Below are 14,648 nucleotides of genomic sequence, written 5' to 3' on the forward strand. Positions count from 1 at the left end.
GCGGAACGGCTCGCACCGAGGTCGGCGGAGAGCCGATCGCGACACCCGCCGGGCAGCCGGACGGTGACGGGACGTGCGTGCCGACCTCGACGAACTCCGGGCCTGCCGCGCTAGACCGCCGCACTCGACCGCCCGAGCCGCGTCGGCCGGGGTTCGCCGCTCTTCGACCGGAGTCTGTTGTGTCGGGCGTCCAGCGACTCGATCCCGCCGGACCCGGTCTCGCCGAGGACACCGCACCGCTTGCGGACCCACTCGGCACGGACCCGGCCTCGACGGAGACCGCAGGCGCCACGCCTGCGCCGCGCGTGCCGGAGACGGCGGAGCCGGTCGACCCGGCGGGCGCTCGGTCCGCCGAGGCCTGACCGACCCGCTTCGTCGAGCTCGCACGCCGAACCCCGCGTCGGGTCGGGCGGTGAACCTGCTCACCTGGACACGGCGAGCGAGTCCTCCGCCCGCTACGCTCGCCGCCGTCCGGTACCCGCAGGACGAACGGCGGGACCGGAACGGCAGGAATGGAGTTTCCACCCACATGATCGACACCACGCAGGTGCGGCCTGCCAGGCTGGCCGTCGGAGTCGTCTCCGCAGGCCGGGTGGGCGCGGTGCTGGGCGCCTCGCTGGCCCGCGCAGGCCACGTCGTGGTCGCCACGTCGGCCGTCTCCCGTGACTCGCTGCGACGCGCCGAGGAACTGCTGCCCGGCGTTCCGGTGCTTCCTCCGGACGAAGTGGTCGCCATGGCGGACCTCGTACTGCTCGCGGTCCCGGACGACGTGCTGCCCGGCCTGGTCAGCGGCCTGATCGCCACCGGATCGCTGCGGGCGGGCCAGATCGTCGCGCACACCTCGGGCGCCCACGGGGTGGCGGTGTTGGCGGAGGTCGCGAGGATCGGCGCGCTGCCGTTGGCCCTGCACCCGGTGATGACCTTCACCGGACGCAGCGAGGACCTGGCGCGACTGGCGGCCTGCTGCATCGGGATCACCGCATCGGGTGAGCGAGACTCGCCCACCGATCCGGGCTGGAGCGTCGGCGAGGCGCTGGTGGTGGAGATCGGTGCGGACCCGGTGTTCATCCCGGAGGCGGCCCGACCGCTGTATCACGCGGCCCTCGCGCACGGGGCGAACCATCTGATCACGTTGATCACCGAATGCGTCAGCCTCCTCTCGGCGGCCGGGGTCGCTCAGCCGGAACGACTGCTGGGGCCCTTGTGCAGCGCGGCACTGGACAACGCACTCCGCCACGGCGACCGGGCACTCACCGGGCCGGTGGCCAGGGGCGACCTGAGCACGCTGCGCGCCCACCTCGACGTCCTCGGCGAGGTCGCGCCTGAGGTGGTGCCGAGTTACCGCGTGCTCGCCGCCCGCACGGCCGAACGGGCGCGGGCGGCCGGAGTGCTCCCCGAGACCGCCGCCGCCGAGGTCGCCGACCTGCTCGATGAGGAGAACCGATGACCGACGCCCCGGCCGCTGCCGCGCTCTTCCAGCCGGACGGCACCACGGTGCACGACGACCCCGCGCAGCTCGCCAGGGTGACGCGGGCCTTGCGGGCCACCGGACGCAAGATCGTCCTGGTCCCGACGATGGGCGCACTGCATCGCGGGCATCGCGAGCTGATTCGGCGGGCCCGTCGCATTCCCAACACCGTCGTGGTCGTCTCGATCTTCGTCAACCCGCGCCAGTTCGGCGCGGGAGAGGACTTCACCCGCTATCCGCGCGACCTGGACGTCGACGTCGCGGTCTGCCGGGACGAGCAGGTCGCGCTGGTCTTCGCCCCCACCGTCGAACAGATGTACGGCTCGGGCGCCTCCGTCGCGGTGACGCCGGGCGCGTTGGGCTCGGAGCTGGAGGGCGCGAGCCGACCCGGCCACTTCGACGGGGTGCTGACCGTGGTCGCGAAGCTGCTCAACATCGTCCGGCCGGATTACGCCTTCTTCGGTGAGAAGGACTATCAGCAGCTCGTGCTGCTGCGGCGCATGGGGCGAGAGTTGAACTTCGACGCCTCGATCGTGGGCATCCCGACCATCCGTGAGCATGACGGCCTGGCGCTGTCCTCGCGGAACGCCTACCTGGACTCCGACGAGCGCGCCGCCGCCGTCGTCATCTCGGCAGCCCTGGCCGCCGCGGTGCACGCGGGCACGGCAGGCGCCGACGCGGTGCTGGCCGCCGCCCGGTCCGTGCTGGCCAGTGAGCCTGCTCTCGACCTGGACTACCTCGAGCTGCGCGACGTTGAACTGAATGCCGCCCCGGAGCGAGGCGAGGCACGACTGTTGGTCGCGGGGCGGATCGGCGGTGTTCGACTGATCGACAACACCGCAGTCCGGCTCGGCGAGCCGGATACCTCGGCGGGCCGAGCCATCGATACCGAGGCGGGGCGAGCCCCGGACGAGACGGAGCCTGCCCACGCGGGCAGCTGAGAGTCCATCGGCCACCGCGCCCTCCTCGGGCGCGGCAGAGGGGAGAGCAGATGTTGCGGACGATGCTCAAGTCGAAGATCCATCGCGCCACCGTCACTCAGGCGGATCTGCATTACGTCGGCTCGGTCACCGTGGACGAAGACCTGATGGACGCCGCCGACCTCCTGGCGGGGGAGCAGGTGGCCATCGTGGACGTCACCAACGGCGCCCGGCTGGAGACCTACGTCATCCCCGGCGAGCGAGGCACCGGGGTGTTAGGGATCAACGGCGCCGCCGCCCACCTGGTACACCCCGGCGACCTGGTGATCCTCATCGCCTACGGGCTGATGGACGCGGCCGAGATCCGCGAGCACCGGCCCTCGGTGGTCTTCGTCGACTCGCACAACAAGGTGGTCACCCGAGACGACGACCCGGCGGGAGTCCCGGCGGACTCCGGGCTGAAGTCGGGGGCGGTGACCGCGGGCCCGCCGGTCACGGGGCCCGCGACCGGCACGGGCAGGCCTGCCCAGGCCGCCGAGGACCGAGCGGCAGGCGCGGAGACCGACGACGCGGCCCGGCTGGACGCTCTGCTGCAGTCCGAACGCTGACCCGGCCACGAGGCCAGCGCGCGCACGAAGGGAAGGACCTCCGGTGCTGTTCGCCATCGACGTCGGGAACACCAACATCGTGCTCGGCCTGTACGAGGGCGAGGGTGCGGACGCGCGGCTCATCCGGGACTGGCGGATGCGCACCGACGCCAGGGCCACGGCCGACGAGATCGCGCTGACGATGCGGGGACTGCTCGGCGATCATGCCGAGGAGATCACCGGCATCTCCGCCCTGTCCACGGTCCCCGCCGTGCTGCGTGAGCTGCGCGTGATGCTCGCCCGCTACTACGCCGACGTGCCGACGCTGATCGTGCAGCCGGGGGTGCGCACCGGGGTCCCGCTGCTGGTGGACAACCCCAAGGAGGTCGGCGGCGACCGGGTCGTCAACACGCTGGCCGCCCATCACCTCTTCGGCACCGCCTGCGTGGTCGTCGACTTTGGCACCTCCACCAACATCGACGTGATCTCGGCCAGGGGCGAGTTCCTCGGCGGCGTGTTCGCCCCCGGCATCGAGATCTCGGTGGACGCGCTCGCGTCGCGGGCGGCCCAACTGCGCAAGGTCGAGCTGATCCGTCCGCGCCACGTGATCGGCAAGAACACCGTCGAATGTCTGCAGGCGGGCATCCTCTACGGCTTCGCCGGGCAGGTCGACGGGCTGGTGCGGCGCATCAGCGCCGAGTTGGCCGCGACGGAGCGAGGACCGATCACCGTGCTCGCGACCGGCGGGCTGGCGCCCCTGGTGCTCGGCGAGTCGGAGACGATCGCCGAGCACGTGCCCGATCTCACCCTGATCGGATTGCGGCTGGTCTACGAGCGCAACGTGCTCTGAGCGGCGGCCCGCGTCGCGCTCGGCCGCGCCCGCGAGCGGTACCGTCGATCGATGCCGGACGGCAACCCGTCGTCCGGGCGTGTCCGCCCGACGCCTACGCTGTGTCTCCGTGAACGCCATTCCGGAGAACGACGCCACGACCAGCGAGGACACCCTTCCCGAGCAGATGCGTATCCGTCGGGAGAAGCGGTCGCGGTTGCTCGAATCCGGCACGGAACCGTATCCGGTCGTGCTTCCGGTCACACATGCTCTCGCCGACATCAGGGCGAAGCACACCGGACTCGCACCCGACACTGCCACGGGCGAGATCGTCGGCATCGCGGGCCGGGTGATGTTCCTGCGAAACACTGGAAAGCTGTGTTTCGCCACCTTGCGTTCCGGCGACGGCTCCGAACTGCAGGCGATGCTCAGCCTCGGTCAGATCGGCGCGGAGGCATTGGCAGCCTGGAAGGGCGATATCGATCTCGGCGACCATGTCTTCGTACACGGCGAGGTCATCACGTCGCGTCGAGGCGAGCTCTCGGTGATGGCCGATGAATGGCGGCTCGCCGCGAAGGCACTGCGGCCGCTTCCGGTCGTGCACAAGGAGCTGAGCGAGGAGACGCGGGTTCGGCAGCGTTACGTCGATCTGATCGTCCGGCCGCAGGCGCGGCACATCGTCGAGGTCCGGGCTGCAGTCGTGCGCTCGCTGCGGGAATCCTTCCACCGGCACGGTTACACCGAGGTCGAGACCCCGATGTTGCAGACGCTCTACGGCGGTGCGGCGGCTCGGCCCTTCCAGACGCACTCGAATGCCTTCGACATCGACCTCTACCTGCGAATCGCGCCGGAGCTGTATCTCAAGCGCTGTGTGGTGGGCGGAATCGAGCGGGTCTTCGAGATCAATAGGAACTTCCGCAACGAGGGCAGTGACTCCTCGCACTCGCCCGAATTCGCCATGACCGAGTTCTACCAGGCGTATAGCGACTACCACGGTATGGCGACCCTGACCAGGGAACTCATCCAGGACGCGGCCAAGGCGGCCTGTGGCGGGGAGGTCGTCACGCTGGCCGACGGCAGCGAGTACGACCTGTCCGGGGAATGGACCTGGCTCAGCATGTACGGGTCTCTTTCCGAGGCACTCGGCGAAGAGGTGACGCCGGACACAGCGGTGGCGCGGTTGCGGGAGTGGGCGACCAAGCACGAGTTGGAACCGCACCCGGCTCATGGTCACGGCAAGCTGGTCGAGGAGCTGTGGGAGCATCTGATCGGGGATCAGCTGCACGAGCCGAGCTTCGTGAAGGATTTTCCGATCGAGACCTCGCCGTTGACTCGGCAGCATCGCACCGATCCCGGTGTCGCGGAGAAGTGGGATCTGTATATCCGAGGCTTCGAGCTCGCCACCGGCTACTCGGAACTCGTCGACCCGGTCGTGGAGCGGGAACGCCTGGAGGCCCAGGCCCTGCTCGCGGCGGGCGGCGATGTCGAGGCCATGCGGCTGGATGAGGACTTCCTGCGTGCGCTGGAGTACGGAATGCCGCCTAGTGGGGGCGTCGGAATGGGCGTCGATCGTTTGTTGATGGCGTTGACCGGTGCCGGTATCCGGGAGACGATCCTGTTTCCGCTGGTCCGTCCGGAATGAGCCGTCGCCGATCGGCGGCTGCGGGCGCTGATCGGCCGGACGGAGTCCTTAGCGTCCGTTAGATCTAAGGGTGACCAGATCCATTTCTGCGGTAATATCGGCCGAAATGAGGCACGTGGGCAGCCTCGTCAGATCTTTTCGGTGGAAGGACATGGGTCATGGCACAGAAGGTCACCGTCACACTGGTCGATGACTTGGACGGTTCCAAGGCAGATGAGACGGTCGAGTTCACATTCGACGGAGCCGCTTACCAGATCGACCTTTCCGCGACGAATGCCGGGGCACTGCGGGATGCGCTCGCCGGTTTCGTCGGACACGCTCGCCGCTCCGGCGGCCGCAAGCGCAACGTGCGTCCCGGCGCTCGTCCGGACGGCGGCAGCACGGCGGCGGGTGATCGCGAGCAGAACCAGGCGATCCGCGAGTGGGCGCGCAAGCGGGGCATGAAGGTGTCGGACCGAGGCCGCATCCCGGCCGAGGTCATCGACGCCTACCACGAGGCGAACTGACTCCACGCCCTGGAGCAGACGGCCTGCGTCGCCAGGCCATGACGGGCGTCGTAGCCGCCACCGCGCCGCAGAGAACCGCCGGGTGCGTACCTGGTGAGGACGATGGGCACGTCCTCTCGGGGCCGCTCGTCGGGTTCCCCGGTGCTTCTTTGACGCCTGTGCGACAGGTCATGCGTGGACGAGACGGGCTCGTCGGCCGGCCCTGGCGGGTCTCGACCCGCCGAGCAGGCGGGCGGGCCCGTTGCCGTTTCTGGCCGCCGCCGAGCTCGTCGTCGAGGCCGTCGCCCGGTTATCAGCCCAGCTCGCGCACTCGCCTGGCGCGTTCCTCCGCACCGACGCGGGGACAGGTGGTGCAGGCCTGCGGCGAACCGGGCAGGGCGTAGTGGAAGCAGCAGCTCTCCCTGCGTCGCGTCCAGCGGTCTTCGCCGTCGGCGCCGGGGACTCGATACATCGTCGAGAGAGCGGTGAAGGGGTCGGCCTCCGTGCCGAAGACGAGGGCGGCATCGGCGACGCCGCGGTCCTCGTCGCCGCACATCTGGCCGCTCAGCCACAGTGTGGTGTCGAGCACGTCGGTTGCGGCCGCCCAGAGCATCCGCCTGCCGAGGCGGGTGCCGGGGGCGAACGCGGCCACGAAGCGCGCGGCGTGACCGGCGAATCGGGCGCGCAGCAGTACGGCGAGGGCCTGTTCGTCTGCCACGACGGTGGCCGACGGGTCGTCGGCGTCCGGGTCGTCGGGCAGGCAGGCGAAGGCATCGCCGGTCAGCGCGATCCCGTCGAGGTGCGGCCTGCCTGCGGCAAGGCGGAAGGCGGTGTCCTCCGGGCGCAGCGACGGCACGCGACGCGCCGTGTGAAAGAGCAGTGCGCCGAGATATCCGGGCACGCTCAGATACCAGGACATCACGTAGCCCGCGGTGGTCCGCTCGGGTGCCGCGCCGTAGTTCTCGGTGAGCCAGCCGCCCAGCACCTCACGCCATCGGGTGAAGGCCGCCGGGTCGTCGAGCAGCGAGGAGCAGCGCGACCAGTCCTCGCCGATCGAGGCATCGCCGTGTCGGGCCTCCAGCCATGGCGGGAGGCCGAGCCGCGCGACGGACTCGGCCAGTGCCGAGCGCCGACCTGCGGCGATGGCCGGGCCGCGAGGCGCTGACCTGCGAAAGGCCGTCGTCATCGGCCTGCTCCACGGCCTGTGTCGGCGGCGCTGATCGGCACGATGTCTCACCTTCGTCGATGACGACCCCTCGGAGTCCGGCGTCGTCTGCGGGAACTTGTCAGGCTTGCCTAAGCTTATCTGGTCGGCCGATCCGGCCTCCGCGACGGGAGCGGACCGGTGGGCGGCGCGCACGGCCGACACGAAGCGTGTTCGCTCTCAGCGGACATCGCCCCTGCGGGGGCCTGACCAGGAATGGGGCCGGGTCACCCTGCGTTGTGGGGGGTGCGAGTGCTGCAGAACGGCGCACCAGAAGCCGACACGAACTCGATGTCACGGTAATGCCGACTACAGTGGTTGTTAGGGTGCCGACCCCGTCACAGAGCGCCAGGGACCGATTCACTGGTGTGTGGCCGGGCGAGAGCCGCTGCCGCCGCTGTCGAGGAGTGCGAATGTTCGAGAGGTTCACCGACCGCGCGAGGCGGGTGGTCGTCCTGGCCCAAGAAGAGGCCAGGATGCTCAACCACAACTACATCGGCACCGAGCACATCCTCCTGGGCCTGATCCATGAGGGTGAGGGTGTCGCCGCCAAGGCGCTGGAGTCGTTGGGGATCGCCCTGGAGGGCGTTCGCCAGCAGGTTGAGGAGATCATCGGTCAGGGGCAGCAGGCCCCGAGCGGCCACATCCCCTTCACGCCTCGGGCGAAGAAGGTGCTGGAGCTGTCGCTTCGGGAGGCTCTGCAACTCGGCCACAACTACATCGGTACCGAGCACATCCTTCTGGGTCTCATCCGCGAGGGCGAGGGCGTCGCCGCGCAGGTGCTGGTCAAGCTGGGTGCCGACCTGAACCGAGTGCGTCAGCAGGTCCTTCAGCTGCTGTCGGGCTACCAGGGCAAGGAGCCCGCCGAGACCGGTGGTCGCGGCGAGGGCACTCCGTCGTCTTCTCTGGTGCTCGATCAGTTCGGTCGCAACCTGACCTCGAGCGCTCGGGAGGGCAAGCTCGACCCGGTCATCGGCCGGGAGAAGGAGATCGAGCGGGTCATGCAGGTGCTGTCCCGCCGCACCAAGAACAACCCCGTCCTCATCGGCGAGCCCGGCGTGGGCAAGACGGCCGTCGTCGAGGGCCTGGCACAGAACATCGTCAAGGGCGAGGTGCCCGAGACCCTCAAGGACAAGCAGCTCTACACGCTCGACCTCGGCTCGCTGGTCGCAGGCTCCCGGTACCGAGGCGACTTCGAGGAGCGCCTCAAGAAGGTGCTCAAGGAGATCCGCACGCGCGGCGACATCATCCTGTTCATCGACGAGATCCACACCCTGGTGGGTGCGGGTGCCGCCGAGGGCGCGATCGACGCCGCGAGCATCCTGAAGCCGATGCTGGCCAGGGGCGAGCTGCAGACGATCGGCGCCACCACGCTCGACGAGTACCGCAAGCACGTCGAGAAGGACCCGGCGCTGGAGCGTCGTTTCCAGCCGATCCAGGTGGGCGAGCCCACCATGGAGCAGACCATCGAGATCCTCAAGGGTCTGCGCGACCGGTACGAGGCACACCACCGCGTCTCGATCACGGACTCGGCGCTGGTGGCCGCCGCCACCCTGGCGGACCGGTACATCAACGACCGCTTCCTGCCCGACAAGGCGATCGACCTCATCGATGAGGCGGGCGCGCGGATGCGCATCCGCCGGATGACGGCGCCGCCGGACCTGCGCGAGTTCGACGAGAAGATCGCCGACGTGCGTCGGGACAAGGAGTCCGCGATAGACGCGCAGGACTTCGAGCGGGCCGCGCGCCTGCGGGACGAGGAGAAGCAGCTCCTCGGCCAGAAGGCGGAGCGCGAGAAGCAGTGGAAGTCCGGTGACCTCGACGTGGTCGCCGAGGTGGACGACGAGCAGATCGCCGAGGTCCTGGCGAACTGGACCGGCATCCCCGTCTTCAAGCTGACCGAGGAGGAGACGACTCGGCTGCTGCGGATGGAGGACGAGCTGCACAAGCGGATCATCGGCCAGGAGGACGCCGTCAAGGCCGTCTCCCAGGCGATCCGCCGTACCCGTGCAGGCTTGAAGGACCCGAAGCGGCCCTCCGGATCGTTCATCTTCGCCGGCCCCTCGGGTGTCGGTAAGACGGAGCTGTCCAAGGCGCTGGCGAACTTCCTGTTCGGCGAGGACGACGCGCTCATCCAGATCGACATGGGCGAGTTCCACGACCGCTACACCGCCTCCCGTCTGTTCGGCGCACCCCCCGGGTACGTCGGCTACGAGGAGGGCGGACAGCTGACCGAGAAGGTGCGGCGCAAGCCGTTCTCGGTGGTGCTCTTCGACGAGATCGAGAAGGCGCACCAGGAGGTGTACAACACGCTGCTTCAGGTTCTGGAGGACGGCAGGCTCACCGATGGTCAGGGCCGCACCGTCGACTTCAAGAACACGGTGATCATCTTCACCTCCAACCTGGGCACGCAGGACATCTCCAAGGCCGTCGGCCTCGGCTTCTCCGGTGGCGGCACCGAGAACTCGAACTACGACCGGATGAAGCAGAAGGTCAACGACGAGCTGAAGAAGCACTTCCGCCCGGAGTTCCTCAACCGGATCGACGACATCATCGTCTTCCACCAGCTCACCGAGGACGAGATCATCCGGATGGTCGACCTGATGATCGCCAGGGTCGAGGTTCAGCTCAAGAACAAGGACATGAGCCTCGAGCTGACCGCCAACGCGAAGAGGCTGCTCGCCAAGCGCGGCTTCGACCCGGTGCTCGGTGCGCGGCCGCTGCGGCGGACGATCCAGCGGGAGATCGAGGACCAGCTGTCCGAGAAGATCCTGTTCGGCGAGCTGGAGGCCGGTCAGATCATCATCGGCGACGTCGAGGGCTACGAAGAGGGCAAGAGCGACGACAAGGCCCGCTTCACCTTCCGAGGCGAGCCGAAGCCGTCGAAGGTGCCGGACGTCCCGCCGGTGGAGCTGTCCAGCTCGACCGGGGTGGGTCAGGACGCACCTGTGGAGGGCGAGTCCGAGTGACTCGATGAACTAGCTCCTCCGACGGGGCCGATGCCGAGCAGGCATCGGCCCCGTCGCATGTCCGGGGCCCGATCGAGGCGTCAGTGCCTCAACCGGGCGGTATCGTCGTACGGGACCTACGGCAGCAGCAAAGGCAGGAATACGCAGGGGCGGAAGGCGCAGGCGTTGATGAGCCGAGGACGCCTCGAAGGCGGCTCGGCAGGACATCACCGAGCGGGTCGGGTCTTGCGGTCAGCCGGAGCACAGTTCGCAGGCCGGCTCGGCCTGCCGGGACGAGCGCGGCGATCGATGGTCGAGAATCAGCGGCATGGCAGTGCCGACGGATCGAGGTCCCCGCGAGCAGACCGACGAGGACGACCTCGTCGACGCAGGCCGCCGCAGGCCTGGTGGGCGGGTGACGACCTTCCTGCTGATACTGCTGACCGTCCCGTTCGTGCTCATCGCGATCAGTCGGCTCATCGAGGTGGGCGGTACCCGCGCCTTAGTCGCCGCAGCCGCACTCACGCCGTACACGGTTCCGGTCGGCCTGTTCCTTACCATCGCGGGCTTCGCCCTGCGTCGATGGGCGGTGGCGCTGGTGGCGGGCCTGCTGACGGTGATCATGGCGGCGGTGGTGCTGCCGAGGGCCACGCCGGACGCCCGGCCCTACGTGCAGGGCGAGTCGGCACGAGTGCTGAGTCTGAACATGCGCTACGGCAACGCCGACGCCGAGGCGGTTCTCGAACTGGTTCGCGATCATCAGGTTGACGTGTTGAGCCTGCAAGAGCTGACGCCGACGGCGGTGGACGCGCTCGCCGACGCGGGAATCGACGAGGAGCTGCCGCATCGCGTCATCGACGCGCGAGCCGGGGCGCCGGGCTCCGGCATCTACTCACGGCATCCGGCCGAGCGGGTCGGGACCGCCCCTGCCACGAACCGCCAGCCGATCGCCAGGGTGCGGCTGCCCGAGGGCGCCGAGCTGGAGGTCGTCGCCGTGCATCCGCTCTGGCCGGTCGGAGCGGACACCACCGACACCTGGCAGCGAGAGCTGGCCAGTCTGCCTGCCGCTCCCCCCTCAGGGCCGATCCGCGTCCTCGCCGGTGATTTCAACGCCACGCTCGACCACGGCCCGCTGCGCAGGCTGCTGGGTACCGGCTATCAGGACGCCGCCGATCAGACTGGTGACGGGCTGCGGCCGACCTGGCCTGCGCCGGGCACGGTCTTAGGGCCGCCGCTGACCATCGACCACGTCCTGGTGGACCGTCGGTGTGCCGTCGAGGACTTCGGCGTGTTCGACGTCTCCGGCAGCGATCACCGGGCCGTGCTCGCGGAGTTCGTCGTGCCGGTCTGATCCCTGCTGCGTGGCAGGCTCCGTCGCGCTGCCCGTGACCACGCCCTGCCCGTGCCCACGTGATGCCCGGGCCGGTTACCAACGCCGACAGCGCCCGCGGGCCCGTGCGGGGCTGCGGGATGCCGGGAACGGGCGACTCAGGCTCGAAACGGGACTCAGGCTCGAAACGGCGCGGGCAGCAGCTCGTCGACGGCCGCCAGCGCATCCGCCGCGCTCATCCGCAGTGCGACGCCCCGGCCGTGTCGGACCTCGGGTTCGACCGGGTTGATCCTGATCAGCGCCCCGCTCGCGGCGCTGGCCAGTTCCGCCTGCCTGCGCACGGTCGGCACTGCGGTGCCCGCACCCAGTTCGATGACCACGAGCTTCGAGGTTCGCAGGCCCCGTCGCCACCGGCCGACCTCGTCCAGCCGCAGCCCACTGCGTTCGCCCACCCAGTGCGCGTCGCCGAACATCAGGATGTTCGGCCGTGCCAGATCCCCGCAGTGCGGGCAGGCGGGCAGCGGCCCGATCGCCCGCATCGTCACGGGGTCGACCTCGACGGTCACGTCGGCCGCGGACCAGGACTGCGTGGTGCAGGGTCCGGAGCACTGGAGGTGGTGAATCGAGCCGTGACATTCGGCGATCACGTCGTCGGGAAAGCCTGCCCGGTGAAACTGGCCGTCGACGTTCGAGGTGAACACCCGCAGGCCGCCCGGCAGCGCCGCACCCCAGCGACGCAGGGTGGCGAAACCCGCATGCGGCCGGGTGCGGCGGTACAGCGCGAGCCGATGACCGTAGAAACCCCAGGCGAGGGCTGGATCGGCGGCGAAGTGCACGGGATCGGCCAACTCGGCGAAGCTCAGGCCGAGATCCCGGTACGCCGGGTAGGCCCGCCAGAAGCCTTCCGGGCCTCGGAAGTCGGGCAGGCCGGAGTCGACGCCCATCCCCGCGCCCGCGCACACCAGCAGGGCGTGGGCGTCGGCGATGAGGCCCGCCGCCGCCGAGACCCCGGCCGCCTCCGCCATGGTCACTCCGCCGTGGGCGCAGCCTGCTGGATGACCTCGAACTCGAGCAGGCTCGATCCGGAGGCGACCGGCTTGGCCCGCTCACCGGCGTGCGCCTCCTTGGCGGGCCCGCCCGACCAGGCCTGGAACGCCTCTTCTGACTCCCACTTGGTGTAGACGAAGTACCGGTTCTCGCCTGCAGTCGGCCGGAGCAGTTCGAAGGCCAGGAAGCCGGGGGCGTTCTCCACCGCGCCCTGGCGGGCGGCGAACCGCTTCTCCAGCTCGGGGCCGCTGCCCTCGGGAACCTCGATAGCGTTGATCTTCACGACTGCCATGCCCTCGACGGTACCGCCACGCCGTGCGGTGCAGACCGACACGGCGGTCTGCCCGCTGCCGGCTGGACCGGCGGCCGCCGGATATCCGGTGTGTCACCCGCGCGTGACGAGCTGCTCCGTTCGGCCGGTGCGGCTGTCGGTGATGCCGACGCCGCCGACGCGGGCGTGGACGGCGCGTACCGGATGCAGGGCGGCGAATCCGGCGGCGAGCCGATCCCCGGGGACGCCCTCGGTCAACGGGCAGTGCGGCACCCACGCGCCGGGCAGGTAGTAGGCCGACGGCTGGCGGACTCGGCCCGCGAGCACGTCGTGCACCGCCGAGTGCACGGCGAGCAGTTCGGCGTCGACCACCGCGCCGAGCATCAGGACCGGCTCCGATGTCGTGAAGGTTCCCAGCGTGGTCAGCCAGAACGCGGGCAGCGACAGGGCGGCCAACTCGGTGCGCAGATCGCGTCGGACGGCGGCGGGCACCTCGGCGGCCGAGGCGAACCGGACATGCGGTCGGCGGCCGGGCGCGGCATCGGCGGCAGCCTGGGGGTCCGCTGCTCGGAGGTCGGCATCCGCCAATCGCTGCCACAGGGCGCGAATGCGCGCTTCGGAGTCAGCGTCGAAGAAGAAGTCCAGCGTGACCGCCACGGAGCAAGTCTGCCGCAGCGCCCTCCGACCGGGGCACGCACCGGCAGGGAGCCGCAACGGGGCCTCGCCGCGCGGATGCACGCAGCGCCGCAGGCCGGACTTGGTTTCGACCGGCCGGTGGCCTCGATGGGCAGCGGCTTCGGCCGGCAGCGGACGTCGAGCAGTCTCCTGCCGCTGCCGCCGTCGGTCGGAACGTCCGCAGCGCGACCAGGCGCCGCCTGCTCGACCGTCTGCTCAGCCGTGCTGCCGGTGCCGTCGTCGCGAAGGCCTGGCTGTCTCGCCCGGCGCGTTGACCTCCACCTCGCCGGGATGCGGAATCGCCCCCGTGCAAGGCCGGCTCGTGCGCAGGCGGTCGGTCAGGCCTCGCCGGGCAGCGCGAACAGGCCGTCCGCCGTCTGCTCCATGAGCCCGTCCACCAGCAGCGAGTCCAGGCAGCGGTCGCGTTGGCCGTCCTGGCGCCAGACCAGGTCGAGCTTGGCGCGTTCCACCGGGCCCGGCGCCGCCCGCAGGACGTCCAGCAGCAGCCCCCGGACCTGGCGATCGGTGCCCGCGAACCGTTGCGCCTGCCGAACCGGGCCGGCGTAGGCGGGTCGGCCCGCACGCTGCCAGGCGCAGTCGGCGAGCACCGGGCAGTCGACGCAACGCGGTGTCCTCGCGGTGCAGACCAGCGCCCCCAGCTCCATCAACGCCGCCGAATACCGTGCGGCCTCTGCATCGGGACGGGGCAGCAGCGCGTCGACGTCGGCGAGATCGCGAGTCGTGGACGGGGGTCCTGCCTCCGCCGCACCGTGCACGGCCCTGGCGACGACCCGGCGCACGTTGGTGTCCACGACCGGTGCGCGCAGGCCGTAGGCGAAGGCCGCCACCGCTCGCGCCGTGTAGGCGCCGATGCCGGGCAGGGCCAGCAGCGTGTCGACGTCGGAGGGCACGACGTCGCCGTGGTCGCTCGCGATGGCCGTCGCAGCGGCGTGCAGGCGTAGCGCACGACGCGGGTAGCCCAGTTTGCCCCAGGCCCGCAGCACCTCGGCAGGCGTGGCCGCTGCCAGCGAGGACGGCTTCGGCCAGCGCTCAAGCCACTCCAGCCAGATCGGCTGCACCCTGACGACCGGGGTCTGCTGGAGCATGATCTCGCTGACGAGGACGCCCCAACCGGTGGTGTCGGATCGGCGCCAGGGCAGATCGCGGCCGGTCTCGTCGAACCAGTCGATCAGCGTCTCGGGGGCTAACACGTTGGTCTTCATCGCCGTCCGATCCTGACAG

At 70.2% G+C, this 14,648-nt stretch carries 13 protein-coding genes; 8 read left to right on the plus strand and 5 right to left on the minus strand.

Features of this window, described 5'->3' with window-relative positions; all coding sequences use genetic code 11:
* The first annotated feature begins 529 nt into the window (after positions 1-529).
* The 6 genes from UA75_RS01565 (at position 530) to UA75_RS01590 (ending at position 5,952) form a co-directional block, all read left to right on the plus strand.
* Positions 530-1,447 carry a Rossmann-like and DUF2520 domain-containing protein gene (locus UA75_RS01565; protein ID WP_075738230.1) on the plus strand — a complete coding sequence of 306 codons (918 nt, stop codon included), beginning with the start codon at positions 530-532 and terminating at the stop codon, positions 1,445-1,447.
* A complete protein-coding gene (gene panC, locus UA75_RS01570; RefSeq protein ID WP_075738232.1) occupies positions 1,444-2,409 on the plus strand; it encodes a pantoate--beta-alanine ligase in 966 nt (321 codons plus the stop codon). The genes UA75_RS01565 and panC overlap by 4 nt, the downstream gene beginning before the upstream one ends.
* 50 nt (positions 2,410-2,459) lie before the next feature.
* The gene (gene panD, locus UA75_RS01575; protein ID WP_075738234.1) at positions 2,460-2,996 is read left to right on the plus strand and encodes an aspartate 1-decarboxylase; all 537 of its coding nucleotides are present in this window, start codon (positions 2,460-2,462) and stop codon (positions 2,994-2,996) included.
* A 43-nt stretch (positions 2,997-3,039) separates the two neighbouring features.
* Positions 3,040-3,825, plus strand: coding sequence for a type III pantothenate kinase (locus UA75_RS01580; protein ID WP_075738236.1), 786 nt, complete (start codon positions 3,040-3,042; stop codon positions 3,823-3,825).
* A gap of 166 nt (positions 3,826-3,991) precedes the next feature.
* Complete coding sequence (lysS, locus tag UA75_RS01585; protein WP_083683894.1) at positions 3,992-5,446, plus strand: lysine--tRNA ligase; 1,455 nt, start codon at positions 3,992-3,994, stop codon at positions 5,444-5,446.
* A gap of 158 nt (positions 5,447-5,604) precedes the next feature.
* Entirely contained in the window at positions 5,605-5,952 is a 348-nt protein-coding gene (locus tag UA75_RS01590) for a histone-like nucleoid-structuring protein Lsr2 (RefSeq protein WP_075738238.1), read from the plus strand.
* A gap of 292 nt (positions 5,953-6,244) precedes the next feature.
* Here the strand turns inward: UA75_RS01590 and UA75_RS01595 are convergent, their stop codons facing one another.
* Positions 6,245-7,117 carry a (2Fe-2S)-binding protein gene (locus UA75_RS01595; protein WP_083682849.1) on the minus strand — a complete coding sequence of 291 codons (873 nt, stop codon included), beginning with the start codon at positions 7,115-7,117 and terminating at the stop codon, positions 6,245-6,247.
* A 431-nt stretch (positions 7,118-7,548) separates the two neighbouring features.
* Here UA75_RS01595 and UA75_RS01600 point away from each other — a divergent pair, with 431 nt between their 5' ends.
* Both UA75_RS01600 and UA75_RS01605 read left to right on the plus strand, forming a co-directional pair.
* Positions 7,549-10,104, plus strand: a complete 2,556-nt coding sequence (locus UA75_RS01600) for an ATP-dependent Clp protease ATP-binding subunit (RefSeq protein ID WP_075738240.1) — start codon at positions 7,549-7,551, stop codon at positions 10,102-10,104.
* A gap of 307 nt (positions 10,105-10,411) precedes the next feature.
* Positions 10,412-11,434 (plus strand): endonuclease/exonuclease/phosphatase family protein, encoded by a 1,023-nt coding sequence (locus UA75_RS01605; protein WP_083682850.1) that lies wholly within the window; start codon positions 10,412-10,414, stop codon positions 11,432-11,434.
* 155 nt (positions 11,435-11,589) lie between these two features.
* Here the strand turns inward: UA75_RS01605 and UA75_RS01610 are convergent, their stop codons facing one another.
* The 4 genes from UA75_RS01610 to UA75_RS01625 form a co-directional block, all read right to left on the minus strand.
* Positions 11,590-12,438: an SIR2 family NAD-dependent protein deacylase gene (locus tag UA75_RS01610; RefSeq protein WP_075738242.1), complete on the minus strand. Its 849-nt coding sequence runs from the start codon at positions 12,436-12,438 to the stop codon at positions 11,590-11,592.
* A gap of 2 nt (positions 12,439-12,440) precedes the next feature.
* Positions 12,441-12,752 carry an antibiotic biosynthesis monooxygenase family protein gene (locus tag UA75_RS01615; RefSeq protein WP_075738244.1) on the minus strand — a complete coding sequence of 104 codons (312 nt, stop codon included), beginning with the start codon at positions 12,750-12,752 and terminating at the stop codon, positions 12,441-12,443.
* 93 nt (positions 12,753-12,845) lie between these two features.
* Positions 12,846-13,388 carry a 2'-5' RNA ligase family protein gene (locus tag UA75_RS01620; RefSeq protein ID WP_075738246.1) on the minus strand — a complete coding sequence of 181 codons (543 nt, stop codon included), beginning with the start codon at positions 13,386-13,388 and terminating at the stop codon, positions 12,846-12,848.
* A gap of 356 nt (positions 13,389-13,744) precedes the next feature.
* Positions 13,745-14,629, minus strand: coding sequence for an A/G-specific adenine glycosylase (locus tag UA75_RS01625; RefSeq protein ID WP_075738248.1), 885 nt, complete (start codon positions 14,627-14,629; stop codon positions 13,745-13,747).
* Positions 14,630-14,648 lie beyond the last annotated feature (19 nt).

This window comes from Actinoalloteichus sp. GBA129-24 (genome assembly GCF_001941645.1).
Lineage (GTDB): Bacteria > Actinomycetota > Actinomycetes > Mycobacteriales > Pseudonocardiaceae > Actinoalloteichus_A > Actinoalloteichus_A fjordicus.

Bases quoted from the DNA above. Each gene is read 5' to 3' on its own strand.
- UA75_RS01615 (WP_075738244.1), bottom strand. From the start codon at position 12,752: ATGGCAGTCGTGAAGATCAACGCTATCGAGGTTCCCGAGGGCAGCGGC.
- UA75_RS01625 (WP_075738248.1), bottom strand. From the start codon at position 14,629: ATGAAGACCAACGTGTTAGCCCCCGAGACGCTGATCGACTGGTTCGAC.
- UA75_RS01590 (WP_075738238.1), top strand. From the start codon at position 5,605: ATGGCACAGAAGGTCACCGTCACACTGGTCGATGACTTGGACGGTTCC.
- UA75_RS01605 (WP_083682850.1), top strand. From the start codon at position 10,412: ATGGCAGTGCCGACGGATCGAGGTCCCCGCGAGCAGACCGACGAGGAC.
- UA75_RS01565 (WP_075738230.1), top strand. From the start codon at position 530: ATGATCGACACCACGCAGGTGCGGCCTGCCAGGCTGGCCGTCGGAGTC.
- UA75_RS01610 (WP_075738242.1), bottom strand. From the start codon at position 12,438: ATGGCGGAGGCGGCCGGGGTCTCGGCGGCGGCGGGCCTCATCGCCGAC.
- panC (WP_075738232.1), top strand. From the start codon at position 1,444: ATGACCGACGCCCCGGCCGCTGCCGCGCTCTTCCAGCCGGACGGCACC.
- UA75_RS01600 (WP_075738240.1), top strand. From the start codon at position 7,549: ATGTTCGAGAGGTTCACCGACCGCGCGAGGCGGGTGGTCGTCCTGGCC.
- UA75_RS01595 (WP_083682849.1), bottom strand. From the start codon at position 7,117: ATGACGACGGCCTTTCGCAGGTCAGCGCCTCGCGGCCCGGCCATCGCC.
- lysS (WP_083683894.1), top strand. From the start codon at position 3,992: ATGCGTATCCGTCGGGAGAAGCGGTCGCGGTTGCTCGAATCCGGCACG.
- panD (WP_075738234.1), top strand. From the start codon at position 2,460: ATGTTGCGGACGATGCTCAAGTCGAAGATCCATCGCGCCACCGTCACT.